Source organism: Brevibacterium antiquum CNRZ 918 (genome assembly GCF_900169145.1).
Taxonomy (GTDB): Bacteria; Actinomycetota; Actinomycetes; order Actinomycetales; family Brevibacteriaceae; genus Brevibacterium; species Brevibacterium koreense.
Genome location: NZ_FXZD01000002.1, coordinates 537897 through 564820, shown reverse-complemented (window position 1 = coordinate 564820; position 26924 = coordinate 537897). Strand labels below are relative to the sequence as shown.

The following is a 26924-nucleotide window of genomic DNA, read 5'->3' as shown; positions in this document are numbered from 1 at the left end:
GTCAGCCATCGTGGGATGCCTTTCGTGAGGTTCTTGGCGGAACTACTAGCGGGATCCCACGATGGTTCTTCACATTTTTGGGGGTAAAGTCCCTGGTGGGAATGCCACCACTCTATGGGACTCACCCTGACAGCGTGCGACTTTCAGGCTTCAAGCCCCATGGCCAACACAGTCTTTTCAGTGGATCAACTCGTCCCCTTCCCGTATTTACACATTTCAACTCCTCAACCTACGGTGGGTGCCGCGATTCCATCCCAAACTGAGAGGGCCAAGTCACCGTGAACGGGCAACTGGGCAGAGTGGTCGGCACCCACAGCATCGGTGGTGACCTGTGCCAGCGCGTGGACCAGCTGCGCAAGGAAACCCGTGGTCGCTGTTCCCGGGATCAGGTGAGTCGGAACTGCAGTCTTGGCAAAGCCGATAATGTCGTAACCCCGCGCATCGATCTCGCGTAGTTGGAGCACCCAAGTAGGAGAAAGTAGCACGGCGTTGCCCCGGACCGGCATTTTGCGAATAGAAGGTAGCGCCTCCGCTGGCACTCCGACGAAATTGATCATGGCGTGCTCAATTTTGCCATCGAGTTCGTTACAGTCGATGATCTCATCGCGGCCGGGCAGACGATCGCCAGCCACTGGCCCTGTGTGGCGAGGGCGGCCCATAGCTGCGGTGAGTGCCTCCACCAATCCATGTTGCCGCGAGTACGCCAATGTCCAAAGCGAGCCGAACGAGTGGCCTAAGCAGATGGCCCCAAGGACCGGCGAGATCCATCATCGTGGTGATGTCAGCGACCTCGGTAGCGGGCGAGTAGCTGTCGGTGTCACCTGCAGCTCCACGCATGGGACTCATCTGGCTCTTCATAAATAGGGCAGTGCGGTAGCTACGCTCAAGCACAACATACTGCCGGAAAAACGTGTAGCAACAGGCGCACCATGTGTCCACCGACGATCCAGTGGTCGCTGGCACCAGCCATGGCATCGGCCACGGTAGCCAAGGGCATCGGAGATGCTGAGGGCGTGCACACGTATTCCAGTGGGCCTCCCTGCCTCGGCCTTCAAGGTCCTGTCGCAAGGAGGCGATCGACGCGCTCGGCAGGTTCAGCGCTGTCGACGTCTGCGCTGGCGAGCACATCCCAGTAGACGAGAGCAGCATCCGACAACCCCAGATGCGGAGAGTCCCACCCGGCAAGGCGCCACAATGTGGGGTCCTGCGAAACGCAGGTGATCAGCGTGGACTCGTCGACCGGCGCAAGGACGATTCCTTCGCCAGAATGGTCTATGGGGCTCTAGACACAGATCTGACCGCGAGTGGGCAGCTTCCAAGGTGCCAACCTGTCGGCGGCAACATCCCCACTGCCTTGGGTTCGTTAGCTATCTCGACCTTCGAGTGCGTGATCGATCCCCGAGGCGAATGCAAGAATCCGTTCACGCGCGAGCTCCTCGAAATGAGGCTGGATCTGCAAGCTGGCGACGATAGCTTCCGCAGAGTCTCCATCTACTATTTTCCGTATGCGGGCGACGACGTCGGGCGCATATCGCTCAGGCACGCGTCTGCCGACACGGAACGGCCCGATGCAATGCGGCTGCCACCCGACCAGATCCCCTGATTCTTCGTCAGCCCAGACTTCCTCTTCATATTCTCCCGAAGAGGTCGCCTGGAGTAGAAGATCGAGATCCTCTCCGTCTTTAGTGGTACTGGTCTGTCGATAGTCCCAGGCAATGACCTTGAGAACGATGAGCGCAGTGAGGTCAGGGCACCGCACGACGAGCTCGTCCCGCAGCGCGAACCTCACTGTGTGTTCGTGGGCCTCCCTCATTCCCGTAACGTCGAGCGTCACACCTTTTTGCGGCTCGATGATTCCTTCGGACTCAATTCCGCCGAATGGGATGAGGTCGAGCTGGAAGCCGTCGACTGTGAAGCACAGGCCAGTGCCGCTCAACGGTGTGAGGCCTTCGACGAGCTCGGAGAAGTTGCCCTCAGTCGCTACCTCCACCGCGAAATCGGCATCGACCGTTCGCCGCCCCAGCGGCAGACATGCCAACCCGTGCGTGTGAAGGTCTCGCGCATAAGAACCGAGGAGGAACGCGTCAGGGAATCGGCTGACGGCGAAGTCCATGACGTGCCACTCGCGGTTGGTCAATGCAAATTCCGACATGTCGTATGTCACCGCTCACCTCCGGAGGTGCCGCCACAGAGCAATCTCGTAGTCACCGCTGTGCCCCTTGAACGACAGGCAGGTGGTCGAGCTCATCCGCGATCTCCCGAACTCGAGGATCAGCACTCGCCCTGCAGTCGGCATAGACGAGCAACGGCGGAACCGTCGCAGATTCCCCGAGAGCTTCCGCGAGCACTTCAGGGTCCCAGAATCGCTCCCGAAGGATGACCCGGCTGCCCGTTCCCGCCGCACTCAGTCGGGCTCGCCTGCGCACATCCAGCCACGATGGCTCACCGTAGACGATCGTCGTCGTGGGGACGATTCGGTCGGTCAGCGCAGCGAGCGCCGCATCTCCGCTGACTCGGCCCCTGATCACAGTCGAGTCGCCGCCCCCCTCGGTCCACCATTCCGGTTTGGGTCCGAACACGGTTTCCTCCTTGAGCTTAGGCAGAAGTCGGGACCAGTACCCTGAAAGCCAAGTTCGGGCGAGAGCCTCCGGATCCTTCAACCGTCCGGCCCGTCCGCGGACTATCAGTCCGCTTTCTGCCATTGATACAAGGGCGGCCTGTGCGCTGCCCGTCGATACCCGAGCCGCTTGCGCAACCTTTCGCACCGGCTGAAGGAGCAAGCTCGGATCGATAAGGACGACGAACGCGACCCGCAATCCTGCAACCGAAAGCTCGCCGATCCCTGCGCGGCGTCGGTCAGGCCCTTCCATCACCGGCCTGCGTCCGTCGACCTCGACGTAGAACCCGGGCAGATCGATCCAGGCATTGCCACTCGCGTCTATAAACGGTATCCCCTCTGCACGCAGGCGTCTCGCCGTCCTTGTGTCCACGTAGGGCAGACCCAACACCACAGGTCCACCCACCCGGCTCCTCATGTGCCGGTATCTGCGGGCCAGGCCACCTTGCGTGCCCCATGAAATCTCCACCACAACGTCGCGCGGCCCGTCCCGAGTCGGGACGGTGAGTTCTACATCGGCCTCGAATGTCTCGCGCACGACGTTAGTGGCCGCCACAATATCCGGGTGCAGCGCCAAGATCCGCTCGACTATACGTTCGGTCAGTTCGTTCGCGGCAATGGCTTCGCCGTGCACGGCTCCGTGGCCACGACCAACGTTCAAATCATTCACATGTTCATAATACTTGAACGTAGAGAATTTTTGAACATGTACTGTGTGCGCTTCGTAGACAACGACACTGCCGTCGGCGACACTCTCCTCATCGCGGCACCAACCGCCTGCTTGCCACCCTCAAAATCTAGTGGCATTCACTTCTCTTACTCATCACGAACACCGTCACCGAGCTCCCAGCCAGGTCGATCCGCAACGTACTATCCCCCGCCCCGTCGGTCGGGGCAGAGGACGCACTCGCACCAGCAGATCCCGACGCCCCGCCCCACTGAACGGAACCTCACCAGGCAACGGATTCGTCGGCGCGACCTGAGTGGCATTCTTGACGTCATTCGAGGGTCCATAGACCTGCGAGGCCGAATCGACAGAAAAACCATCAGGCATCGTTAACGTCACCGGATTGCCACCCACCGAATCGGCTTCGTTGGCGTTGATCACCGTCGTCACCAGGGTGCGGCCGTCGTTCTTTACAAAGATGTAGGCGGTCATGTTCCCGCCGCCCTTGACCGCACTCCGAGTGAAATCCCCGCCGAGGCTGGGCACGAGCAGTCGCAGCCCGGGCATGTTCGGACGCGTTTGGAACTCATTCGACCGGCTCTACGGCACCGCCATCTACCTGACCATGGCCTCGCTGTTCGTCTCCAGCGCCATGGGCATGCCGATGAGCCTGGGCGAGCAGATCTCGCTGCTGGTGTTCATGATCATCGCTTCGAAGGGTGCCGCCGGTGTCTCCGGTGCGGGACTGGCAACACTGGCCGCGGGACTGCAATCACACCGACCCGAACTCCTCGACGGCATGGGCGTCATCGTCGGCATCGATAAGTTCATGTCCGAGTGCCGTGCCCTGACGAACTTCACCGGCAACGCCGTGGCCACCCTGCTCATCGGCAAGTGGACCCGCGAGATCGACCTCGATCAGGCACGTGCGGCACTCAACGGCTCCAGCCCCTTCGATGAGCTTTCACTCGAGCCGGATGCTCACGGCGCCCCGGCTCCCGGTGCCTGGGATGACCAGGGCGAGAAGGCGAAGGCGTCCGTGAGCTGATCTTCGAACGTTCCTTAGCTACACCACCACGGGTGCCGATATCCTCATCGTGAGGAGGTCGGCACCCGTGGTGTTTCATCTCCCCTCGACGAGGCGGCCCTGCCGTTTCCGCGAGGCAGAGGTCCACGGAAGCGCGGATCCGAGCAACGTCGTAAGTCGCCGAGGTCAGATCGCCTCCTGTCAGCTCGGCGCTTCAAACAGGAAGTCACCTACATCAACGCACATGCATAACTCGTAGCTTGGCAGAACACCGTAAGATCTTGTGGCGCCACAACCTTAGTCGCGATCGCACGCTTGTGGCCGCAGCCGCTCTCTTACTTATTTGGAAGCGCTCAGCGACGCATCTAAGAAAGGGGCCGAGGCGCTGACCAGCATTTTTGCCCTGCTGCGTTGAACTCTTCTTGCTTAGCTCTCCAACAGCTGACAAAACTTAAGTAAGCTTCCACCGTGGTTTTGACCGACTGCCTACGTTCACAATCACCCCCAGATGACGCCAAACGTCTCCTGATCACCGAAACCGACAAGAGTGAAACGGCTGAGGTTCACTGAGCAACTTGCTTCTTGATGTGATGCCCTGCCTTCAGACAGGAAGACAGGGCATCACATCTACAGTGAGCTGGACATGATTACGGCCTCTTTCGGCTCCGCCCCGCTGCTCAGTTATTCTCTCTTGGACATCACAAACACGGTCATCGAACTCCCGGCAAGATCGATCCGCAGCTTTCCGTCGTCACCCATGCCGCCAGTGGCCTGCGGCGAGCTGGAACCACCCGACGGACTAGCCCCAGCCGACGCCGAAGCCCCCGCCCCATCCCCACTGAACGGCACATCATCCGTCAGCGGATTAGCCGGCACCACCTGAGTAGCGCTCTTCACGTCGTTCGACTCCCCGAACACCTGCGAAGCCGACGACACACTGAACTCCGAAGGCACCGACAGCGTCACGGGATTCCCACCCACCGAGGCCGCATCGTTCGCGTTGATCACCGTCGTCACCAGAGTCTTGCCGTCGTCCTTGACCACGGTGTAGGCGCTCATGTTCCCGCCGCCAGACACCGAAGTCTTCGTAAACTCCCCGCCGAGGCTCGGCACCAACAGCCGCAGCCCCAACATATTCGGCCTCACCTGAAACGCGTTCGACCGGTCCCCGTGATCGGCCGGATCGCAGATGAGCGACATCGGCGCTCCCCCATTGCACGCCCCGAGCATCGAGTGCATGGCCATCCGCTCGACCCCGAGCGTCGCCGCATACAACGTGTAATCGGCTGCCCACAACGCTGACGCGTTCGTCAGTGACGTGTCGTTCGTGCCCGGGCAGCTCGTCGGCCCGGTCTCCTCGAGCCACAGCGGCAAATCCGCAGCGTCAGCCTTCGACTTGCCGATGCCGAGATTCTTCTTCGCCGCCTTCTTCGCCAAGGGATCGATGAGGTTCGCCGCCTGCGGCCCCCGCCCCGGAACCTGAGCCGAATCGCATTCGTAGAGCTGATACCAATGCTGCGAAATCGCCTTCTTATGCTTGACCCCGGAGCTGGCAAAAGCCTCCATCCATGCCCCGTCGTAGACATCGGGACCGATGATCGGCGCATCGGGCCGCTTTGCATGGATGGTCTTCGCATACGCCTCAAGCTGTTTGACGTACTTGTCCTTATTCCAGCCCTTGCCGCGCACGGCACCGCTGGGCACATCCTTGACGGTGTACCCGTTCGGTTCGTTGCCGATTGCCAGACCGACAAGAGAATCGCCGAGGATGTCGACCGCGTGCGCGGCCATGTCCGCTCCTCGTCCCGGATCGTAGGTACCTAAGGGGATGCCGATGGTGACGGACGAGCCGGTGATGTCGACGAGTTTCTTCAACCGCTTGAGGTCATCCGGGGTGATGGTGACCTTCTCGCCATGTTTCGCTTTCTCACCTTTTGACGTCCAGAACGTTCTTCGATCGAGGGCATTGCCGCCGAACCGCAGCGCCGGCGAACCGAGGGATTTCAGCTGCTCGTCGAGGTTGGACTGCGCCGGGTCGAGCCTGGGATCAGCGAGGTCGGTCGCTTCGAAAGAGACTCCGACATTGTCTGCCGTGAGACTCGGGCCCGTTCGGTCGGTGGTCGCCGAGACAACCGCGTCCTCACCGGACACGTCGCCGGCAAAAGTCTGCTCGAACTCGGTCGGAGTGGGGCTCGGTTTCGGGGACTGGCTCGAGGACGACGTACCGTCCGAATCAGACCACGAACACCCCGACAGAACGAGGGCGAGCGCCACGACGCCACCTTGAATACTCCGCCTGATGCCCACGACAATAACTCTGCCCTGTCTCCGCAGAATCAACAACTTCCACAGTCGCACTGAGAAACCACGGAGACCGAGACACCACCCGCCCAGCCCACCAATACACAGAGGTTGTCCGAATCCCCACCTGCCGAGGCGGCCGCCTCCAGACCATGGCATCGTAGTGGTGGAGATCACGCCACCTGAGCCCACCCGAGGAGAGGAACCGCCATGCCCGAAAGCATCGCCAGGCCCGCTCTCACCCCGGTTCGCGGGGCGCTTGGCCTCTCGGTGGCGATGGGCATGGGCCGGTTCTTCTACACTCCGGCACTGCCGCTCATGGTCGCGGCCCTGTACTGGAGTTCGGCTCCCGGCGCATGGATCGCGACGCTGAACTACGTCGGCTACTTCATCGGCACCCTCGTCATCGCTCAAGGTTGGGTCGAACCCAATCGCTTCGTCTACCGGCTCAGCCTCATCGTCTCCACGGTGGGTCTCGCCGCGGTCGCTCTGACCCCGAACCTCATCTGGCAGGGCGGCATCCGCACGATCGCCGGCATCGCCTCGGGGCTGATCTTCGTCTGCGTGACCCAACGGATTCCCGCGAACTCCCGAAAACCGCGCGACGGCGGCATCTCCTACGGCGGAGTCGGCTTCGGCATCCTCGTCTCCGGAGCCATCGTGCTCGCCGCCGGCAGCATCGCCGATTGGCGGCAGCTGTGGCTCATCTGCGCGGCCGTATCCGCGATCTTCTCCGTACTCGCCTGGACCTGGCCGATCCCCGCCCGGATCCCCCAGCACACCCCGGCCGAGGCGGCTGAACCGACCACCACCGACGAATCCACCGATACGCCCACTCCCTTCGAGGCCAACCGTCGCCGAGCCATGGCCCTCCTCTCCACCGGCTACTTTTTCCAAGGCGGCGGCTACATCATCATCGGCACCTACCTCGTCGTGCTCGCCGGTCCCGTCTTCGGAGCGACGGCGGCCGCCTCGACGTGGCTCATCGCCGGGATCGCCACGGCAGCGTCTCCCCTGACGTGGTCGGCCGTCGCGGCCCGCATCGGCACGGTCAAGGCGTTGACGCTCTGCTACTGCCTCCAGGTCTTCGGCGCCCTGCTCGCGGTCTTCGGCTCCACTCCGTTCGTGCTGATCATCGCCGCTGCCCTCTTCGGCTTCACCTTCATAGGGGTGGTCATGATGACGATCGGCATCGGCACACAGATGGGTGTCACGAACGCCTCGGCGAAGCTGACGTCCTGGTACAGCATCGGTCAGATCGTGGGACCGGCCATCGTCGCGGCGGCCCTGAGCGAGCACATCGCCGTTGCTTTCATCGCATCAGCGATCGCTTTGGCCATTGCCATGGCGTTGACCTTGGTCGGTGTCGTCACCGGCAACGTCGACCGCTGACACGACTCATTCCGCGACGCCGTTGTCACCCCACCCCCGCCATGGTCTCGCGTGTGCGCGGAGCGTTCAATGATGTCTCCGGCTTCGCCGACATCGCCGAGGATCTCGCCGACTCGAATGCCGAAGTCATCATCCAGACCGCGAGCGTCGACACCCGCAGCGCGGACCGGGACACCCACCTGCGCTCGGCCGACTTCTTCGACGTCGACGCCTACCCGGAGATCCGCTTCGTCTCCTCCGCCATCGACGAGGTGGACGAGAGCTCCTATATCGTCACCGGTGATCTGACGATCCGTGACATGACGAAGACCGTGTCCATCCCGCTCGAGCTCATCGGCGTCGAGTCCGATCCCTTCGGCAACCTGCGCGCCGGCCTCGAGGGCTCGCGCCGCATCGACCGTAAGGACTGGGGCGTGACCTGGAATACGAAGCTCGATTCCGGTGGCGTACTCGTCAGCGACAAGATCACGCTCGAGTTCGAGCTCTCCCTGATCAAGAACGTCGCCGAGGCGGCCCCCGCCGATTCGTCCAGGACCACCGATGAGAACGAGGCCCCCGCCGAGGCCCCGGAACCCGTCACCGAGGCGACCCCGGCTCCGAAAGCCGACACCGCAGCCCCGCAGCCGGAAGCGCCGGAGTCGGTGACCCCGACCCCAGCCGCTGACGAGCCTGCCCCTCCCGTGCCGAAGGCTCCCGAAAGCGCAGCATCGGTGGACCCGAAGGCAGAACCTGCCGCCGAGGAGTTCCCTCCCCCGCCGCCGGTCAAGCCCGCCGAAACTCCAGCAGAGAGACCGGCCGAGAAAGCACCTGAGGTCAAGCAGTCGGACTCTCAGCCGTCCGGAGGCGGCCTCGGCAAACTCTTCGGCCTCCGCTGAAACCAGAACACCTCGACCGAGCAGCGACAAGCTGCTCGGTCTAGGTGTTTGTGGGTGGAATGCGCAAAGTACCGGCACCGCAGGAACCCTCATTCCAACGAATTGATAACCGTTGCCCTCCACCCCGGCCAGAGGCATTCTCGCTCACGAGTAACCAGTTACGATAAGTCGTCTGCTTCGGTCAGAATCGAATCGGGGTCCCGTGAAGCATCGCTCACCTCTGTTGAGGTCCTTGCTGTGGCAAGTGAATATAAGACGCGCCTTTGTCGCGCTGGTCTTAGTTTTTGCCCTCGTCGCTCTTTCGGGTTGCTCTACAGTCGAGAAGCCACCGCAGACCGGTGATTCGACCGGATCCTCCGCTGACCCCATCGAGGAGGTCAATCCGGCAGCCGTTGACGAACCAGCGCCCGAGGCGGTGTCTGAGGATCTGGACCCATACTCGGCGGAGGACGAACAGCTCATCTACTACGGCGAAGTGCTCGCCTTTCGCTATGGAATTGACGTAGAACCAGATGAATGGCTGTCGGTCGCAGACAAGGAATGCGACTCGTATTCTGAGGCTGGCAGCACTCGTGTCTATGGCCCGAGGTCTGCCGACACCCTCGCCGACGATCCTCGCTCTGGTCTTCTGCTCGAAACCTTCGTCTTCATGGTGAACGGTTCATTCTGGTGTGGCATCGACGATTACGGCACGAACTTCGAAAGGTACGGCTCGGAAGCACAGCTGATCTCTTTGGCTTTTCTGGAAACGGTCAATACCATCGGACCCACCAATTTGTCGGCTGCGGACTTCTCGGACTACTACGACAATCAGCTGTTCATCACTCGGTACGATTTCGATACACCGCCGGAGTCCGACAGGTCAGATCCAACGGTGCCAGACGCTCCCGACCCGTATGACAGTTCAGACGCGTTCGAGGACGAAGCACCCGAGTACGGCAGTTCCGGCCCCGACTACCCATACCCGGGCCCGTACAACGAGTATGAGGGGAACTCTGGCGGACCAACTCAGTGCAACGATGGCACCGTTTCCAATTCGTCCGGCCAAGGGACTTGCAGTTGGCACGGTGGAGAGCGCTGAAAGCTCCTCTCGCTCTACGTATCCCGCGGGTGAGATCGGTACACGAGCCGCTCTCACCCGCGGCTACTATTGAGACCAGCACCAAATGACCGGACAGAGGAAGTAGGACTGCCATGGCCAAGCTGACGAAGATGGTTTCCGCCATCGGTTCTCTCAAGGACCTCAACTCCGCCCGCGCCGAGTTCGACGACGCATCGAAGACCATTCCCACCGAGGCTGCCTTCCCGCCCGCAGACATCCGTCCAACTGCGGACGACTCCCGCACCCTGATGCTTCGGGTGACGAATCCCGAAAACCCCGCCGAGGCGGCCGAACAGTCATCGAGCCAAGGTGACATCTTCGCGGTCATCCATGTTCCCTCCGCCGGCGATTTCGCCGCAGCTCTCGTTCTCAACCCCTCCGCTCAGATCGAGGCCGGTCAGACCTTCGCGGCCATTGCCGACGAGGGCGGGTGGGCGGTTGTCGTCGCCATGGTTGAGGAGTTCCTCGGCACCCGCATCGATCACATTGCACAGCTGGAATCGGACGCGCTCGGTCGCGTCATCGACGAACTCGGCGGTCTGCAGGTCTACAGCCGCGTTGCGTTCAGCGCTGGCGGTACCGACTTCGTCGAGGGGACGAACAACCTCGACGGAGCGACATCGTCGATCTTCACCGCAGCGGACCCCGTCGATGATGCCGGCCAGACGCGAACCCGCAACCAGCGTGCGGTCGTGCGCGCACTCGTCCAGGGGCTGAAGTCGGGCGGCTTGGTCAAGCACCCGAACAAGGGCGCGGCTGTGCTCGGACATTTCGCTTCAGGAATTCAGCACAACGCCGAGCTGACCACGAGTGAGCTCGTCAAGATCGCCAGCGGCCTCCGCACCTTGCAGACGGATGACATCGCAGTGGTCACCGTGCCCACGAACTCACGTCGCGAGGATGACGGCACGGTCATCATTGATTTTGATCCCGAGGCGATGCCTCCGCTGAAGAATACGTTGGCCAGCAACGACCTCGCAGACTTCTTCCGCTACCTCGAGTCTTTGGGGTACTGAAATCTGCAAGATTCATCCGAAGGCTCCGTCGTCTGGCCGGAGACTTTCAAGTCTCCACCGTGCGGTTGCCAGCTCTTCAAACTGTTGCATCAATTCTCCGCGAAGAAATACCTAACCGACTGCGCACAAAGCGGGAGCATTCTCTGCCTTTTTTGAAGGTACCGATAACGTGCGCGTCGTCATAGACATAAGCACTTGGAAGACAGGCAGTTCTCGCGCAGCATCTCGAGTATGTCGATCCGCGTCTCTCACCGACTGCAAGCTTGAGTTCGCGTATCCATCGCTTGGCGAATTAAGCTCCGTAAACCCAGGACTCGAACAACCGCGAAGCCCTTACCGACAGCCTCAGTAGGCATCCACACGGTGTCCCTGACGCCAATTGCCACCACCGATGACAGGAGCTCGCAACACGGAGGCACCTGAACCAGCTCTTCGATGCGTACGAGCACTTCAGACCGTCCCACGAGTATCTACCCCAGCGACGCCGCCAACTGGGCCAAGACAAGCCTAGCAGCGTGGCTACAAAAAACGAACACGGCCTGCTCATCTCGTGAAGTGAAGATTGCCCCCGGCTGCTCTTTCACGCCCTGGACGCCTGACCTAGGAAGCCATCCTTGAATCGCGTATGCCGATATCCCGCAATACCCTCAGCGCCGGACACCTCGCCAGCAGAACTGGCATAGCCAGATAATCCGGGTGCGCGCCGACGGTGTTTTGCAGAACGCGCCCGCCCATGCAGTCCTTTGTCTAGAAATTGAAGGGCTCAGCGAAACGTGTGCGAAAACGCAAGACGAGCGTTTCCCTTAGCGCCAAGCCTCCATAAGCGATATATTCAATGAGTCAACGAACACGCGATATAAGCAAAATGAGGCCCGTCCGTGCAGTCCACTCTCCCAAGCGTGACCATCGTCGTAGAAGGTGCACGAAGGTTCGTAGACCAAGATACCAAAGATACTCCTACGATAGTAGATAGAATCAAAGCCGAACTTGGTAGTCAGCATACGGCAACCATACGTTATGCAGAAAGAGCTCTCTCACATAAACATCTCTGGGAACAGATCACAAGTATCGATACACAATACGCAATTTTCATAAAAGAGGGCCACAACTGGTCTGCCCGGTTATTCCCAAACCTGATTCAAACTGCTCGCGCCACAGGCGCAAAACTGGTTGAGCCATATACCTTCACCACCACACTACCTAATAACCCTTCGTGGGCAGCGCGGCAAACGGAATACGACTATTATCGAGACTTAAGCATTTACGGAAAGCTCTTTGATGTAGATGAGCTTAGAAAATTACGTGCGATAACCACAAGAATAGACAAATCGACACTTTATCTGACCTATAGACTTTATTGGAACATTCTCCACACTCAACCTACAGGTGAGGCCTACACATCCAATAATCCCATGATCAATTCGAGTGGAATGAAGTTGCGGGGCTCGGAGAATCAAATACTGCCGATAGCAACTGATTCTTCTCTTGAGCTAAGACGAGGAATACTCCGCCTGCTAATATTAGCCCTACGAAGACTACGCCAAAGATCCAAAGGGAACCTGAGCCTTGAAGAGATGGGGCGGCTAATTAAACATTACAACTTAACGCCGCTGATCGAGCTAGCAAAGCAACATCATCCTATCGAATCGATGTGGGTACAAACACTAGCCAATCCCGACTCGACTGAACACCTGACAAAAGTACTGACAGATCATGATCTGTACACACGCATTTCAACTTCACCGCTAGAATTGTCACCCCCTTCCGCATTAATCAACACAGTACGAACAAGAGATGCATCAACATACATATACCGGGAATACAGACCAAAGTCACTGCGAAACCGTAGTTCATCTCCAAGAGAATACGATTTCTATCGGCGGCCGATCACAAACCGCTCAACAATACTTCTTTTCGACCGGCCCACCGAAGCTGACGACAACGCGGAGCATCTATACCGATTCATCGCGGAGAAAATGCCCGACTACACTAATCTCTATTTTGCATTAAATGAATCATCGCCGGATTGGAACAGGCTACTCAAGCAGGGCTTCAATTTAGTCAACTTTTATTCTCCAAAATTTGACCAAATACTTCTCGAATCCGATGTTGTTATTTCATCCCAACTTATGAATATAAACAGATTCGGAAAGGACTTCTCCAATTCAAGGTTTGTTTATCTGCAACACGGCATACAATTGAACGACATGACCGCCTGGCTAGCTTCAAATTATTTTGATCTTATAGTATCAACAGGCGAGATGGAAACCCAATATTTACGAACCATAGCCCCGGTTGAAACGCTTGCAAGCGGCATGCCACGCCTACAAAGTCTCCGCAAAAAGGACGTTCGTTCCAATCAAATAAGTTACATGCCAACATGGAATTTTAAAGACCACGGATTATCGGACGACGATTTTTCCAAAACTCGAACAGCAAAACAGATCAATGAACTTATTCACAACGAACGCTTGCGACAGTATTTGCGGTCGACTGAGACAGTCCTAAAGATAAAGCTACATCCCAATCTTCAAGGCAAATCGAAAAGCTTTCACACTAGCAGTGACATTCAGATTAGTTATGAGAACTACCAGAATATAATAGAAAATAGTGAATTCGTATTTAGCGATTACAGCTCAGTAGCACTAGACGCTGCTTTCGCGGGAGTACCCATTGCTTTTTACCAACAGGATTCAGAGGACTTTTACAGGTCCCAGGTGTACAATAGGCGTTTAAACTACGAAGCGTTAGGCCTTGGGCCCGTGTTCACTAAAGTCGAAGCGATTGTTTCCTACATTATTAATGAAGCGTATAAATTTGATCGTGTCGCTTATAAAGCCTCTATCGATAGCTTCTTCGGAACGGTCGACCGTAAAGATATTTGCCAGGCAATCATGCGCCGAGTGATCAAGTTATGATGAAACGTCCATGGTGTCTCATTCGCAAAATTGCATTATCACTATGCTTCTCCTCGGCTGTGCGTCCCCTAATACAGTCCTCGTTGAGGTTGCCATTTTCACTGAACATAGTGAGGGCAATCGAGTCTAGGGGACATTATGGATTGCTAGCCGCTCTATCAACCGAGCGCGCCCCGCGCGGAGCGGTTTATCTTACTACAAATGGTTTCTCACCGGGGAAGACGGTGCAGAAGGAAGTTGACAGTGAATCGGCCCCCGTAGTTTCAGGTTCGACACGCAGCGAGAAGCCTGTGGTGAACCGCCTGTTATCCAAAGTGGAGCTCGAGAGCCTTCTCGATAACGGGCCCATTCAGCAAACACGCATTTCGAAGTATCAATATTCGACAACTGCCCAACGCGCCTACGATAACCATCACAAGATAAGACATCGCCGAGGCGTGTATTTTGCGGTACGAGGCAACACCATCGATCCGAAACGCATCGTGGTTACATTTTCACAGGTGAACAGTTTTGAGAACGATGTCCGGTATCCAATAACCCATCTCGCTCGAATTGCTGATGTAGAATTGCACGAAAGTCTGGTTCTCGCGGTTCAACCCCGCACAGACGATTCTTCAGCGTTTTCCGAATTGACATCGGTGGACGCCGTCGCAAAGTATCAATCTTTCATCAAAGATCTACTTAATCATTATAATTTGGCGGCCGAAACTATTACCTGGCTGGCTGACAATTCAAATTATTCAGTCTTGGTTGAGTTAAGGAAGCGGTTTCAAACATCATCGTCTATACTATTGTGCGGGAATATCGACGGAACATCGTTGCAGAAGTACGCGCCTGTAACTTTAGCCGGACTACCCGGCATGGAAGGCAATTCAAAGGTAGATTTCGGACAGCCCTTGCACGCCCCTGTAGATTTCCTTGTTGCTACCTCTGTAGACAGCGATGCACTCTCATCGGATCTTCTAGGATCCGTCCTCACCTCACAACGGAATTTGGTGATAATTGATTTCGCGAATGCCCAAGATCGAACGTGGTCTGTTGGCGAAGCTACCATCGATACATTACTTCGATATAGCCTTGGAATTTGCAGCGCCCGCCCTGGGCCACCAGTCAACGAGCTGCGAGCATTTTCGGATGACGACTTCTTGGGGTTCCAACTTCGCATAGATCATGACTGGAACTATTCAACGACTGAGACACAATGGTTTCTTGAAATAAGTTATGAGCGAATGCGCTATCTTCTCAATCTCTCAGAGCACCGGCTGCCCTTTGTAAAATATACAAACGGACGTCAACGAGTAGCTAAAAACTTCGCCCTACCCAATCGTGTTCTGGGAGCTAGAAGCTTTAATTCAGAATTAGGTATCGCTAGCCACGGCGTGACGCCGCATACTCAACGGTAAACAGCCCGGTGGTGACGCTTTACCTGAATTGCCCACCAGCATACCAACGGCCAGTAGGACCTGACTTCCACAGCTAGACGCTGATTTCGCGATTCTGTTTGCATTTGCGCTGGTCATGAGGTCAGATGTCTTGTTGGTGGGACACAGATATGTGGGCCCAATAGTCAAGAGGCAGAACTATATTTTCCCGGATCGCATGTCGTCGTACCCGGGCATGTAAGAGTGCCGCCGCGGCAGGGGCCGAGGCTCAGACGCGTCGTTGTCGACTCACATGGCCAGACTGATATTCGAGGATTTGCTACCTCATGACGATTATTCGAACCGGAGCTTCCCGTGATCTAAAACCGAGCGTCGCTCAGCCGACTGGCCATGACTTTCACAATTGGGCTCTGATTTCGCGATTCTGCTTTTGTTTGTGCTGGTCATAGGGTCAGCAATCGTGTTGGTGGGACACTAATCGGCTGTCTACGATGGGGTTATGTCGCCTCGTCTACGGAAAGTCACCACTGCCTCCGGGGCCACAGCCGTGCAAATCGTGCGCAAACACCGCGGTAAAGTCACCGTTCTTGAACACCTCGGATCCGCTCACACCGAGGCAGAACTGACAGCCCTGCTCGCCGCCGGCGACGAGAAGCTCACCGACTACGGGGCAGCGGAACAACTCGAACTCGAATTGGGCTTACCCGCCGATACTGCTGCACCGCCACGAGCGCGAACCGTTGTGGGATCACGGTCATCGGTCCTCATCGACGCCATCACCGAGTCGTGGAAGAGACTCGGTTTCGCCGACGTGATCAATGACAACGCGTTCTTCCGCCTCGTTTTGGCACGGCTGGTCGAACCCACCTCTCCTTGCATCAGTCCCTTCAGTCCACAGGTGCTACCGAATGCACCTTCCCTACACGTTCACACCGGAAGTACCCAAAACTGTAGAGAACATGCTCAAGGTGCTGGAAAAATCGTAGATTCGGACCTCAGCGGCGGGTAACTAAACCTTGATCCACCGATTCGCTTGATGGCAAGGGGCTCACTCGGATTCGAGTGCGAACGCGGTGCGAGGGCAGGAAGTAGTGTCCCGGTCTCTCACCGGTCTCTTCCACATAGATGATTCCCCGGGGTCTCCTCCAGACCCTGCGGCGTCGTGCTCGAGCAGGAGCGAATCGGTCAGGACAATGATCGTGTAGGTGGGCTCAGAGCCGCGTGCCAGAGTCGTGCGAATTCCGTCGCCCACGGCCACCGTCTCGGCAGGTGCACAATCAGCTTCCTGGCCCGGTGAGCAATCCGGGCCGGGATGCCGATGATCCGTGTCCGCAGCGTCTGAGCGCGCACTTTGCTCATCCTGCCACCGATGAGTCCGGCAGCAGCCCGCAGCAGGTTGTGTGTGATCGCTGCGACTGCTACCCAGGCGGCGTTGGCGTTGAACACCCCAGAGGGCATATGCGCCAGGGCACCGTTCTTCAACTCCGCATTGATCTGCTCGATGATCGCGTGCTTGCGGTGGATGTGATCAGCAGCGACGGTGTCGAAACGGTCTTTGTCCACCGTGGTGAAGAACGCGTGATAGCGGAACAAGTCGAACAATGGGTCCTGCCCGGCAGTGCGTTTGGTCTCGTTGAGTTCAGGGATGCGGCGGACCACCAAGCGGCCGGCGGCGTGCAGGGACTTCTTCTTCGAGGTGAATGCGGTGAACGGGACCTCGGCGACTTCGGCCTTCGAAATCCAGGCCCTGGTCTCTTCGTCGTAGATCGCTTCGGGGTATTCGATGCCAGTCCATGCGCCGTCGCTGATTGTTCCGATCGCTGCTTTGACCTTCTTGTCCATGCGGACCGTGATCGATACTTCAGCCCCGGCATCCCGGGCGGCTTTGGTCACAGTCGAGGAGTAGTACGCCGAATCAGCCCTGACCAGGGCTGGGAGGCCGGAGTTGATTCGGGTCGTGGTGGCCAGAGCGTCGGCGACGAACTTGTCAGCACCCCGGGCTGACGAGGTTGAGCCCTTGCGCAGGCGCTGGCCGACGATGATCTGGCCGGAGTCGCCCGTCGATGCGGTCGCCAACAGTGCGTTGAGGCCACGACTGCCTTGGTAGCCGAATCCAGCTCCCTGCTTCGACGCGGAGTGGACATCGATGACGGTGTCGTCGACATCGACGAACACCATCGCTTGTCCAGTGTCTTCGCTGGCTGGTAGCAGCGGTGTGTGCTCGTTGAGGTTGGTCAGGAAGCGGGAGGAGATCGCGTCGAGTTGCCGGACGTGGCCGAAGGCGAACGAGCGCAGGAACGAACCCAGGGTCGAGGGCGCGTAGACACGATCGAAGAGGTGTGTCATGCCGCCGTGGCGGAGAAGGTTCATGTCATCGATCGAGTCAGCCCCGGCGGCAATTCCGCCGACGAGGGTGGCGAGTTTCGCGGCTGGGTTCGCGCCTTTATCAGCTCCGGTGGTCGACACGGTCAACCTGTCGTCGGCGAGGTCTGGCAGGCCGGCTTTCTGGGCGAGGCCCATGATCGGGACCAGCCCGGTGGTCGCGGTGAGGTTCTCATCATCGAAGGAATGAGACACAGCCGCGGGTGTGTGATTGAATAGCACCTGAGAGGTGCCCCTTTCTTGGCCGGGAATGTTGACTTAGAACATCACCATTTTCCCAGCTCAGGAGGGGCATTTCCATTCCACGCGCGGCTTGATCCGGCTATTTACATCGGTGGATCAAGGCTAAAGTTGTGCAACTCAGGTCAACGGCCAGCAGGAACTGCCCGTACGCGGCCACAAAGAATGCCCACTGGTGGCCAGCAGAACAGCCCATAGGTAGCCACGAATTCTGCCCATCCAGTACTCGTGTCTAGTCGTCGCCACCGGGCTCGATCACCCTCAGTGCAAGGCGACTACCCCCGCACAAGAATCGTCCTAGCTCAGCTTAATTATCAAGCCCCTGGCTACGTTGAGGCTCATTTTCCTGGTTTCCCAAGCAGCCGTGGGTTCTGTCGCGGACTGATTGATCCATGCAAAACGGACCTCGAGCGGCGTTCGGTATGTGAGCGTATTAAGAAACCAACAGCCCAATGTGGCTCAACTCGTCTAGCAGCTCGTAGGATCTTCCAGACAAGTTCACTCTCATCGCACCGTACGTCCTATGACACTTCGGCAGAAGGTCATCGCCGACCTCGTCCACAAGTTGTAACACGTAAGAACCAGGACCAAGACTTTCAAGATCCAACGGCTCGGCGTCTCGGAACGAGAACGCACCGAAAGAATTAGTAACAGAATCCACGTGCACTGGTAACGTATCTAGTATTTCGCGCCGCAACGCTCCCAACCGTTCCGACAGTATTTCAATCTCCCCGTTCCACACCTTGAACTCGTGGTAGCGAGCTGACCAACTGTGGGCAAGCCGCGTCTGCCTCACATCGAATCCATACAACCGCAACCCAGCTGCCTCAAGCGATAGACGCACACCCGAAGTACGAGCAATACTGGATTCTCCTGCCGCGTCCACCAGCCATTGTTCGCTGGGCGGGAATCCCCGATGGCAAAACAATGACCGTAAGTAGACGGCCGGGTCACCCTGGCCTCGCAGCGTAGCCACAGCTCCTGAAAGCAGAGAGATAAGCCGCCGGTTACCGCCAACCGCACCGGACTGCGAAAGGTGCGACGGAAAGTAGACGATGCGCGGCGAACAAACAGAAGAATGAACACTGTCATGCAGGAGAATCGCAGTGTTGCGTTCCAACAATGGGCTGCTATGAACGTACCGAACCAACTCTCTGATCTCAGATTCCCCTTGCGAATTCTCGTTGGATCGGTTGGACATTTGAGCAGGCGGAAGATTGTCAAAATAGACAACAAACATCTCTGGACGCAATTTACGCAAAGCGCTGACCAACTGCCAGTCCACACAGGCAACAAAAATCAACACGTAACTCGGTTCGACACCAAGCCGCGAAATCACCGCTGATAGCTGATGGACGTCAACGCCGTCGCTTCCCCCGTCAAGACCTAAAAACCACCCCTGAACGTTCTCGATCGCAGACGCATCGAAACTTCCTTGAGAACCAAGAACGACAACAGCGCTCCCAGGATCCTCACGAGGCGCTCGAATACGTATGCCCTCAATCGAAAACCACTCAGTATCCCGCCATCGGAGAGAATCCAAATCACAATTAATGAAATGCGGATCCTCGACCACAAGGTCACGAGCCATAATAGAACTTCGCCTCCAACTTACTCAACGCCGATCGATCACCATGTTCACGTAAAATCGCACCCAGGCGATTATCCACGTTCTCCAAATCATGGCCTTCCAATCTTGCAAATGATTCCGGGGTCCAGGAGTTATGTAATGAAATGATCCCGCCACAGTCCGCCCAGGAAACTGGCGCTGCAACGGATGCCATATCGGAGAACCAAAATAGTTCGTAAAGCTGCCGCCGGTCCATACCAGAATAATAATTCTCCAACAATAGTTCTGGGGTCGCAAGATTAGTTCGGACATCTACGCATCGCGATAGACCAGCATATTCCTGCGCGCGAATTAAAGGCTCAAGTACGGCATTGCCCAGATAAGCCCAGGACCTATCATCCTCCCAACGAGTCAACCTTTCTAGCGCGCCAGACAACCACGCCGAAGCGATAGATGAACCTCGTGAACCGGATAAAGCGCCAATATGGACACCACCCCTATTCGAATCTCCAAAGTAGACGAACGAATCCCCTTCCTCAGAAACATCAAGAAAAAATAATGCCCGATTGTTAACCATAACTGTGTCTACATCTAAGAAACACCCACCGAACTCACTAAGCCAAGCCGCAGAGACAACATCAGACTGTTTAGCAAAACTAAATCGACGGAACGCATCGACGTCAATCAATCCATCAAATATACGATGGACGTTCGACTGATTAACAACAACGATGTCATCGATTGAAACATAACGAAGCCACGTCGAAACGCACCACATCAGGTACTCAGGAGGGCGATTCCCTTCCCAGTAGCAGCAAACCCTTGTCATATCTGTCAAACCACTCCACAGTTAGTAAGTCATTAAAACGATCCAAGAAATTACGCAGATTACAACTTTTCAATCGCTGATACGATGCGTTCCCTGTTCCGCGCATCTCGTGAAACGAAGGTATCTATAGCACGTTCCAGATACCGTTCACGCTCAGAAACATCCGTCAACATCGTCCGAACCGCGTCGACAGCTGTTTCAACATCGAATCCAATTGGGCCGAACCCAGATCTCGAATAGTCGTAATACCCCTTACGATAGTTATGTCCACCCCCAAATACAGACTCACTATCAAAATGAAAATACACCGAGGGAACGTCGATGTACGCAGCATCGAATGCGACTGACGAATAGTCAGTGACGAAAACGGCAGCCTTCGCCAACGTCTCCTGAAAAGAACAGGTTCCCAGATCGACCCTAGTCACATGAGCTGGCAGATCAAGGTCTGGCAAAAGCTTACTCAGCGATGGATGAACTACAAATTCAACGGTGTAACCGGTAGATTGCGCAAGCAGCTTGAGATTCTCGGAATTGAGCAGCTCGAGCCAAGTGCGACCATAATCCGTCCGCGAGAATGCAGCTTGCCGGCTCTCAATCGGATAGCCAATCAACTCGTCCCGTATGCTCGCACGCCAAGTAGGCATGATGAGGATAGTTTCAGACGATGAGCAATCCGCTATCTCTGTCAATCTGTCATAACGCGCAAAGCCAGTAAGAGCAACATTGTTAGCGCGAATCTTGTACGGCGAATCAGGCCCAACAAAAGACTGGTGCTCCTCGTAACTCGCAGTAATCAAGAGATCGATCTGCTTGGGGTTCAACCAGCGAGAAAGATCATCTTTTGTAACACCATGCTGCAGAAAGACGAATTTGCCCTTTGGAGGGCCAAACAACTCGCGAGGAGCCGGATACATTACGTCAGCAGTAGCGTCAGACGATATTCTAAAACTTGCGTTCATAGCTGCCGAGTAGAGTTCAGCAGACCTATACTCCAACAATCGGAAGCCCTCAGCAGCGAGACGCGACCAATCTACCGAATCCCTCGACAATACGAAGAAGGCATTAATATCAGGACGAGTAGTCGCCAGATATCTATACAGATGTTCACCATTGTCATCGGCTTTATCCGGGCGATCCATGATCAGCCAAGCATCTGCATATTTGCCAGCTTTCTTCGGACTGGTTGCATCATCAACGATGCTAGCAATTTGTTTCTTAGCAGCATCTGGGAGTAAACGGCTGGCCAACCTTGTCCCATTGTTTATGGCCTTAACCAATACCACTTGAGCTCTGGAACGATTGGTGGTCAGAGAATTGACTCGGATGCGGGCAATGGCTTTTGAAGCCTGCTGCTTGCCGCGCTTTTTGCGAGAGGGCCCGACATAGGGTTTCAGCCTATCGACGGAAGCTTTAGAAGGTCGCGGCCATTTAGGATTGGAAAACTTTCGCGGAGTGATCAGTAACCCGTCACAAAAAACTGCGACCTCTCGACCATCTAGAGTCAAACTCTCTTCTACCAGAAATCTCTGGCCAAAATAGTTATGGACAGTATAATCATGTTCAATGGGCGGTCTTACTACACCGTCGGCATAGAATTCAACATGCGGCCTGCTACCGGAATACAGAAATGTTAGTTTCGCTCGTCCATAGACATCAGGCCTCCATTCATAGAGTGCCACTCTCTCCTGCTTTGAGTTTGCACAGTACAGACGAAGAGCCTCGCGAAGAGCCCAAGGGTGTGGATTGCAACTGAACTCCTCGATCGTTCGGGGCTCGATAAATTCCATAATTTGGGCAAGCAGTCTCAGAAACTCGTTCCGAGTATCGATGTCGATCCATGCTACCTTAGAAACCATATTCCGATCCTCTTTGAAATACCAAAGGAGATCGTAGAGAACCATATACTGCGCCCAAACCGGCGCGATACCACCAACCGAAATGTTCTTTAGCATGTCCAAATAGCCCAAACTAGGCGTATTCAAAAACCGATCGGTTGAATTCCAACTAGATTGGACCAGAGAATTTTGTGCACTGCGTTTACGATAGTAATAGACGGCCCGCGACACCAAACCAACCATTGGATGTTCGAAGGTATTTAAATAGCGACCAATTAGGTGAGCGTCTTCAAAGGTCGGCCTAATATTAGGATTATAGTTCAAGGAATTTTCGCGAAGATGGCCCAGCTGGAAGAAAGCGGTAGCACCTAGCTGGAAAGCTTCAGGCTCCTCAGCAAGATCTGCAATGCGCTCACCCGATCGAAATTTCTGAGCCAATGGATGACTGTCCTTATATTCCCCAGTCTCGTCGTTGAGAATATAAACGCGAGTCGAAAGAATAGAGCTCAAGCTATTTTTGTCGCGCTCAATAAAATCGAGGACGGACGAGAAGTAGGCAGGATCGAGTATATCATCGGGATCGGCCACGGTGACCCAATCGCCGGTAACTATCTCCAGCGCTACTGAACGAGCGGCCGCGGCTCCCAGATTCTCTTGGTTAATAAGCGTTACGTTGGCGCGCCCGCTCATCCAAGATTCAAATATCGCTTTAGAACTGTCAGTCGATCCATCATTAACGGCGACAATCTCAATATCGTTTATAGAATAGATCTGGGAATCCAAGGATTGCAAGAATGCAGAGATATAATCCTCGACATTGTAAATAGCGACTATAAGACTAAATGTAGGTTTCATATTAATTCGTTTCTAGAGAAGGCGAAATCATAATCGCGCCAACCTCTTCCGTTGCGTCGTCATCATCGTATGCGGCAAGTCGCAACACCAAGTAGTCATCGCGATCCGGCTTGCCGTTAGAAAACGACTCACTATACAGTTTTGCTTCAGTTATCGCACCTTGGCGGTGAAGCACCAGGCTCTTGGCATAGAGTTCTACCAGAGCGTCGTCACCAGTCAGGTCAACATGATCAACGAGCCGGTTCGCGTCCTCGAGCCGACCCATCGCCAGCAGCACTCGAACAAGTGAAACCCTCGCCCACGATTCCAGATTCGCACTCAAATTCAACTTTTGGGCCCGACTATGTACATACGATAGAACTCGCTGGGCGTGCTCAATTCGTCCTAAAGACTCGAGGAGGAGTGCTTGGGTGAAACGAAGCCGAAAGATGGCCTCGCGATCACGATACTTTGCCCTTATCAACTCATCGCAAGCCGATCCGATCCTGGAGACTACTGCCGGAACAGTAGAATCTCGTAAAGCGTTCACTATATCTCGATATATCGATACGATTGGCAGCAGACGTTCAACGGGAAAGGCTCCCTCGCCAACCGGAGCTGAGACCTCGATCTCTTTTATGTCGCGTAAGAGACCTTCAACTACAAGCAAGCTATCGATGCGGTTGTCCTTGGACGCGTTAGTCGAAGGAAGCTCCCAGACTAAATTTCTCCGGCTCAATCGATGGAAAGCTTGCACCATGGACAACAGATAGTTGAGACAATTTCGTTGATTACCATCCGCCAACAGCAATCGAGCTTCGGATCCGGCTCGGGAAGTATGCCCCGTCTTAAGAAGGGCCAGGACCATCAATTGTCGAAGGCATATCGCCAAAGGCGAATTATAACCAAACTGATTCACGTGGTATTTCAATTCGCGTTCAAGGTTCGAAACATTCGTTACTACATTCTGCGAGAATAGATCATTGACGGTCGTGTATGCATAGCTATAGAACCGATTTATAGGAAACTCTGCTTCCTCTACGGAGGTGGCATCTCTGCTGGAAGAAGACGGACCTTGTGTAATCAATTCCGGTAGCCGTTGAGCCTGGATGTGAAAATCTACGTCAGTCAAGTCGTCCAGAAGTTGGCACAAGCCCTGATGTGGCGAACTCTCTAGACCATATGTGGAATCGAAATCTCCTATATTGGCTCCTGAATCAGTCCGCAATTCTATGAGTTGTTCTACGCTGACGATGCATCGGCGGATCAAGTGCATTGCTTTCAACGCAGGGAGCCAAGAAAAATCCGGTTCGCATCCCTTCAACTCGACCAGCATATCTGCAGGTCGCATCGCGCCTTTCAAGTATGCTAACCAAGCCCGAATGGGGTGGGAAATGTTTGTACCCGGATCTATGACATCAGGGTTAACCATCAGTCCTCTTGATAGAAGTACAAACTGAACGATAAGCTCTCCTTCTGCCAATGAAGCATCGAGATAGTTCTTGATCAATTGCACGATTTTTGAGTAATTACGCACTATGAACTCATCTAGACGTCCAAGTGAGTTCAAAGCATACGCAGTTCCGACAAATCTCGTTCCGAAGTCGAGACTCGCGTCCGCGCAAATTCTCAGAGCGTCAGCGGCTGCTCCAGACATACACATTGTTTTCAAGTCGGAGACCGAGATTGTGGTCATATACGGACAGCAGTAGCCAAAGAGCGCAGCCGCAACGTCGGTGTTCCCGCAGCTAGCCGATTCGTGCGCTAGCGCCCAGGCGTTATTGAGGTCGTCAGAAGGTATGTCGGTCGATTTCACCAACCGAGCTGAATGTGATTCAAGCAACCGTAACCCATCTGCCCATTCCTCGTCGGCAAATACTGAAAGTGCCTCCTTCAAGATTTGGTTCGACACAATTCTCCCCTCCTAAACTCGCGATTGCCGAATATCCAATGTGTAGATCGTTGATTCGGTATGGCATTGTTCGACTGCTCAGTCATTAGTGGCCCAACTCAAAGCACGCATCCATACCCAATTGTTTCCTAAGACTGGCGTGAAAGTTTGAGTAATAACGTTCCTCATAATGCACCGGACCCGGACCCCATTGGTGATATGAGTCGGCTTGTATTCCAAGCGGCATGCTGTCCAGAACTACCGGATTAAAAGTACTGACAAATTTATCGTCTAGTATATCCCAGAGTTTATTGAGTCTAATTATTTCGCCTCGGGAGAACTTTCCACCTTCCGTGTTGACGCCCCGGTGGATATAGGTGTTTCTGGCGGAATTTAGGCATATTCTAGTATTGGGAATATTTTCCGCTATAAACTCTTTGAGTTTTACACAGCCTTCTGTGAACAGTATTATAAACTCATCTTCGTTGACACTTCCGCTGACCCTCCTGTTATCTTTAAGAGACTCGTATCCCACTGCATTTGGCAGTTTCCATTCATTGTTGGTAGCCCATGAACCTCCCACCTCTATTACTCCGAAACGAGTGTCTGCAAATAGATCCAGAATAAGGATGTCCGGTGGGGTTTGAGCAAGCTCATTAAGAAATGATTTTGAAAAGTCGCGACTTACCACTTCTCTGTCATGCTTATTTAACCCGTCCACGAAGCTTTCAGGCACGTCGACAGTATCTGACATCAGCGACACGATTGACGACTGATAAAAGGTATCATTCAATCGCCAGAGCGACTTCCAATACGGAGATATAGAACTATTGAAATTATCCCTTGTCACGCAGGAACCGATGATACTGACCTCCGGCAGCAAGGCCTGATTCTGATCTGAATTGTTGCTCACGTTCAAAGTGCGGCGCAGAGGCCGGCAGAATACATCGTCTCCAGCCCGGCCAGAGATCCACAATTCGTATTGACCGGGGACAACGCTCGTCAAATCGATCCCACCATATCCGAAAGTCGCAAAATAGGCTTTCGATTGGTCTCTCCATCTTTCACCGGTTAGCTCCCGCGCATTTGGTCTGTCGCCGTTTGCCAGTCTTATTGATGTTCGGGGTCCAATTGCGTTTTCCGGAATTAGTGAGAGCGAATAGTCTATCGAATTCCAAGTCGCGAAGTCTTTTCCGTGGGGTACAAAGTATCCTTGCAAATAGAGCCGTTTCTCTATGACTTCTAGTTCCGATAGTTTGAAATACGCATCGGATATCGCGCGTCCTGGCAACGGAATTTTATAAAGTGTCCACTGCTTCCCATCCGAGGTAGATCCAATGAGTGAATTGGCAGAGAGAGTCCACTGTTCGTGGATTGGTGCTTTTAACGAGAGCTGCTCGAATTCGCCTTCAGCTCGCATTAGGCTAAATCCTGTTGTATACCGACCGGGGGTAGAGTTGATAAGTCAATACCAGCTTCGCTCAGAGTCGTTATTGCACCATGTGAGTAATCGATTTTGTCATTTTGTCCAATTTTTGTGTTGAGGCTCGGATCACTCAGCGTGGCGACTGGGTACCAATGATCTTCTCCTCCAGGATCCTCATTCGATAATAGAAGTTGATTTTTTGTCAGCCCGTACGAATGACTGGAAAGTCCCAGCACCACAGCGTATCCGTAGAAATGCAAAAGTCCATTCTCTTGCAATTGTACTTCAAACATTTCGGACTGTATTTTACTCATTTCGGGGTGCAAAGATGACATAATGCGATTACCATATTTTCCGGAGTCGTTCAACGCTGGTTACAGGGAGTCCGCCACCTGTCGTCTCAGCGAATTGTGCGTAGTCATTTGTCAATATTAAACTCACTCCTTTAGGGTAAGCTTGCCTGCGGACCAAGTAATGAACTTCAACTTTTCTGGAGTCATGCGGCGGGGTCTCTTAAATCCCTCTTGACGGTTCCTAGTTCCGGCCGTCAGTATTTGTTCGAAAGAGAGCTGGCTCTCGAGCGGAATTCTGGCCTTAAATGTTTCCTCGCACCTCAGCGT

At 55.1% G+C, this 26924-nt stretch carries 20 protein-coding genes and 1 pseudogene; 8 read left to right on the top strand and 13 right to left on the bottom strand.

What is annotated here, in order from left to right:
* Positions 1-224 precede the first annotated feature (224 nt).
* From BANT918_RS05115 to BANT918_RS05100, 5 genes are all read right to left on the bottom strand, one after another.
* Positions 225-632, bottom strand: coding sequence for a hypothetical protein (locus tag BANT918_RS05115; RefSeq protein WP_133066580.1), 408 nt, complete (start codon positions 630-632; stop codon positions 225-227).
* A gap of 419 nt (positions 633-1051) precedes the next feature.
* Positions 1052-1195: a hypothetical protein gene (locus tag BANT918_RS17340; protein WP_167389382.1), complete on the bottom strand. Its 144-nt coding sequence runs from the start codon at positions 1193-1195 to the stop codon at positions 1052-1054.
* A 168-nt stretch (positions 1196-1363) separates the two neighbouring features.
* On the bottom strand, positions 1364-2164 hold the full coding sequence (locus tag BANT918_RS05110; protein ID WP_096161071.1) for a hypothetical protein: 801 nt from the start codon (positions 2162-2164) through the stop codon (positions 1364-1366).
* 40 nt (positions 2165-2204) lie between these two features.
* On the bottom strand, positions 2205-3287 hold the full coding sequence (locus tag BANT918_RS05105; protein WP_145996940.1) for a type IV toxin-antitoxin system AbiEi family antitoxin: 1083 nt from the start codon (positions 3285-3287) through the stop codon (positions 2205-2207).
* Between the two features lie 165 nt (positions 3288-3452).
* Positions 3453-3776 carry a hypothetical protein gene (locus tag BANT918_RS05100; RefSeq protein WP_193078820.1) on the bottom strand — a complete coding sequence of 108 codons (324 nt, stop codon included), beginning with the start codon at positions 3774-3776 and terminating at the stop codon, positions 3453-3455.
* Positions 3777-3882: 106 nt separating this feature from the next.
* Between BANT918_RS05100 and BANT918_RS05095 the strand changes: the two are divergent.
* Positions 3883-4332 (top strand): annotated as a pseudogene (locus tag BANT918_RS05095) (cation:dicarboxylate symporter family transporter); the annotation flags it as partial.
* A gap of 660 nt (positions 4333-4992) precedes the next feature.
* Here the strand turns inward: BANT918_RS05095 and BANT918_RS05090 are convergent.
* The gene (locus BANT918_RS05090; RefSeq protein WP_101619205.1) at positions 4993-6585 is read right to left on the bottom strand and encodes a hypothetical protein; all 1593 of its coding nucleotides are present in this window, start codon (positions 6583-6585) and stop codon (positions 4993-4995) included.
* A 237-nt stretch (positions 6586-6822) separates the two neighbouring features.
* On the opposite strand from BANT918_RS05090, the gene BANT918_RS05085 reads away from it, so the two are divergent.
* The 7 genes from BANT918_RS05085 to BANT918_RS05060 all read left to right on the top strand — a co-directional run bounded on the left by BANT918_RS05085 (position 6823) and on the right by BANT918_RS05060 (position 16306).
* The gene (locus BANT918_RS05085; RefSeq protein ID WP_009881685.1) at positions 6823-8004 is read left to right on the top strand and encodes a YbfB/YjiJ family MFS transporter; all 1182 of its coding nucleotides are present in this window, start codon (positions 6823-6825) and stop codon (positions 8002-8004) included.
* A 41-nt stretch (positions 8005-8045) separates the two neighbouring features.
* Positions 8046-8879, top strand: coding sequence for a YceI family protein (locus BANT918_RS17985; RefSeq protein WP_101619204.1), 834 nt, complete (start codon positions 8046-8048; stop codon positions 8877-8879).
* Between the two features lie 244 nt (positions 8880-9123).
* Positions 9124-9960, top strand: a complete 837-nt coding sequence (locus BANT918_RS05075; protein WP_145996939.1) for a hypothetical protein — start codon at positions 9124-9126, stop codon at positions 9958-9960.
* 113 nt (positions 9961-10073) lie between these two features.
* Positions 10074-10997, top strand: coding sequence for an LCP family protein (locus BANT918_RS05070; RefSeq protein ID WP_101619202.1), 924 nt, complete (start codon positions 10074-10076; stop codon positions 10995-10997).
* Between the two features lie 899 nt (positions 10998-11896).
* The gene (locus tag BANT918_RS05065; protein WP_145996938.1) at positions 11897-13915 is read left to right on the top strand and encodes a CDP-glycerol glycerophosphotransferase family protein; all 2019 of its coding nucleotides are present in this window, start codon (positions 11897-11899) and stop codon (positions 13913-13915) included.
* Positions 13916-14139: 224 nt separating this feature from the next.
* Entirely contained in the window at positions 14140-15318 is a 1179-nt protein-coding gene (locus tag BANT918_RS17195) for a hypothetical protein (RefSeq protein ID WP_145996937.1), read from the top strand.
* Between the two features lie 526 nt (positions 15319-15844).
* Positions 15845-16306: a hypothetical protein gene (locus BANT918_RS05060; protein ID WP_101619200.1), complete on the top strand. Its 462-nt coding sequence runs from the start codon at positions 15845-15847 to the stop codon at positions 16304-16306.
* Between the two features lie 176 nt (positions 16307-16482).
* Here the strand turns inward: BANT918_RS05060 and BANT918_RS05055 are convergent, their stop codons facing one another.
* From BANT918_RS05055 to BANT918_RS17170, 7 genes are all read right to left on the bottom strand, one after another.
* Positions 16483-17874, bottom strand: a complete 1392-nt coding sequence (locus BANT918_RS05055; RefSeq protein WP_101619199.1) for an IS1380 family transposase — start codon at positions 17872-17874, stop codon at positions 16483-16485.
* Positions 17875-18352: 478 nt separating this feature from the next.
* A complete protein-coding gene (locus BANT918_RS17190; RefSeq protein ID WP_145996936.1) occupies positions 18353-19510 on the bottom strand; it encodes a hypothetical protein in 1158 nt (385 codons plus the stop codon).
* A complete protein-coding gene (locus tag BANT918_RS17185; RefSeq protein ID WP_167389381.1) occupies positions 19500-20177 on the bottom strand; it encodes a hypothetical protein in 678 nt (225 codons plus the stop codon). Before BANT918_RS17185 ends, BANT918_RS17190 begins: the two co-directional genes overlap by 11 nt.
* Before the next feature lie 200 nt (positions 20178-20377).
* Entirely contained in the window at positions 20378-23008 is a 2631-nt protein-coding gene (locus BANT918_RS05045) for a bifunctional glycosyltransferase/CDP-glycerol:glycerophosphate glycerophosphotransferase (protein ID WP_101619197.1), read from the bottom strand.
* A gap of 1 nt (position 23009) precedes the next feature.
* Positions 23010-24524 (bottom strand): hypothetical protein, encoded by a 1515-nt coding sequence (locus BANT918_RS17180; RefSeq protein ID WP_145996934.1) that lies wholly within the window; start codon positions 24522-24524, stop codon positions 23010-23012.
* 460 nt (positions 24525-24984) lie between these two features.
* A complete protein-coding gene (locus BANT918_RS17175) occupies positions 24985-26298 on the bottom strand; it encodes a DUF6270 domain-containing protein (RefSeq protein ID WP_145996933.1) in 1314 nt (437 codons plus the stop codon).
* Positions 26298-26597 carry a hypothetical protein gene (locus tag BANT918_RS17170; protein ID WP_145996932.1) on the bottom strand — a complete coding sequence of 100 codons (300 nt, stop codon included), beginning with the start codon at positions 26595-26597 and terminating at the stop codon, positions 26298-26300. The genes BANT918_RS17175 and BANT918_RS17170 overlap by 1 nt, the downstream gene beginning before the upstream one ends.
* Between the last annotated feature and the right edge of the window lie 327 nt (positions 26598-26924).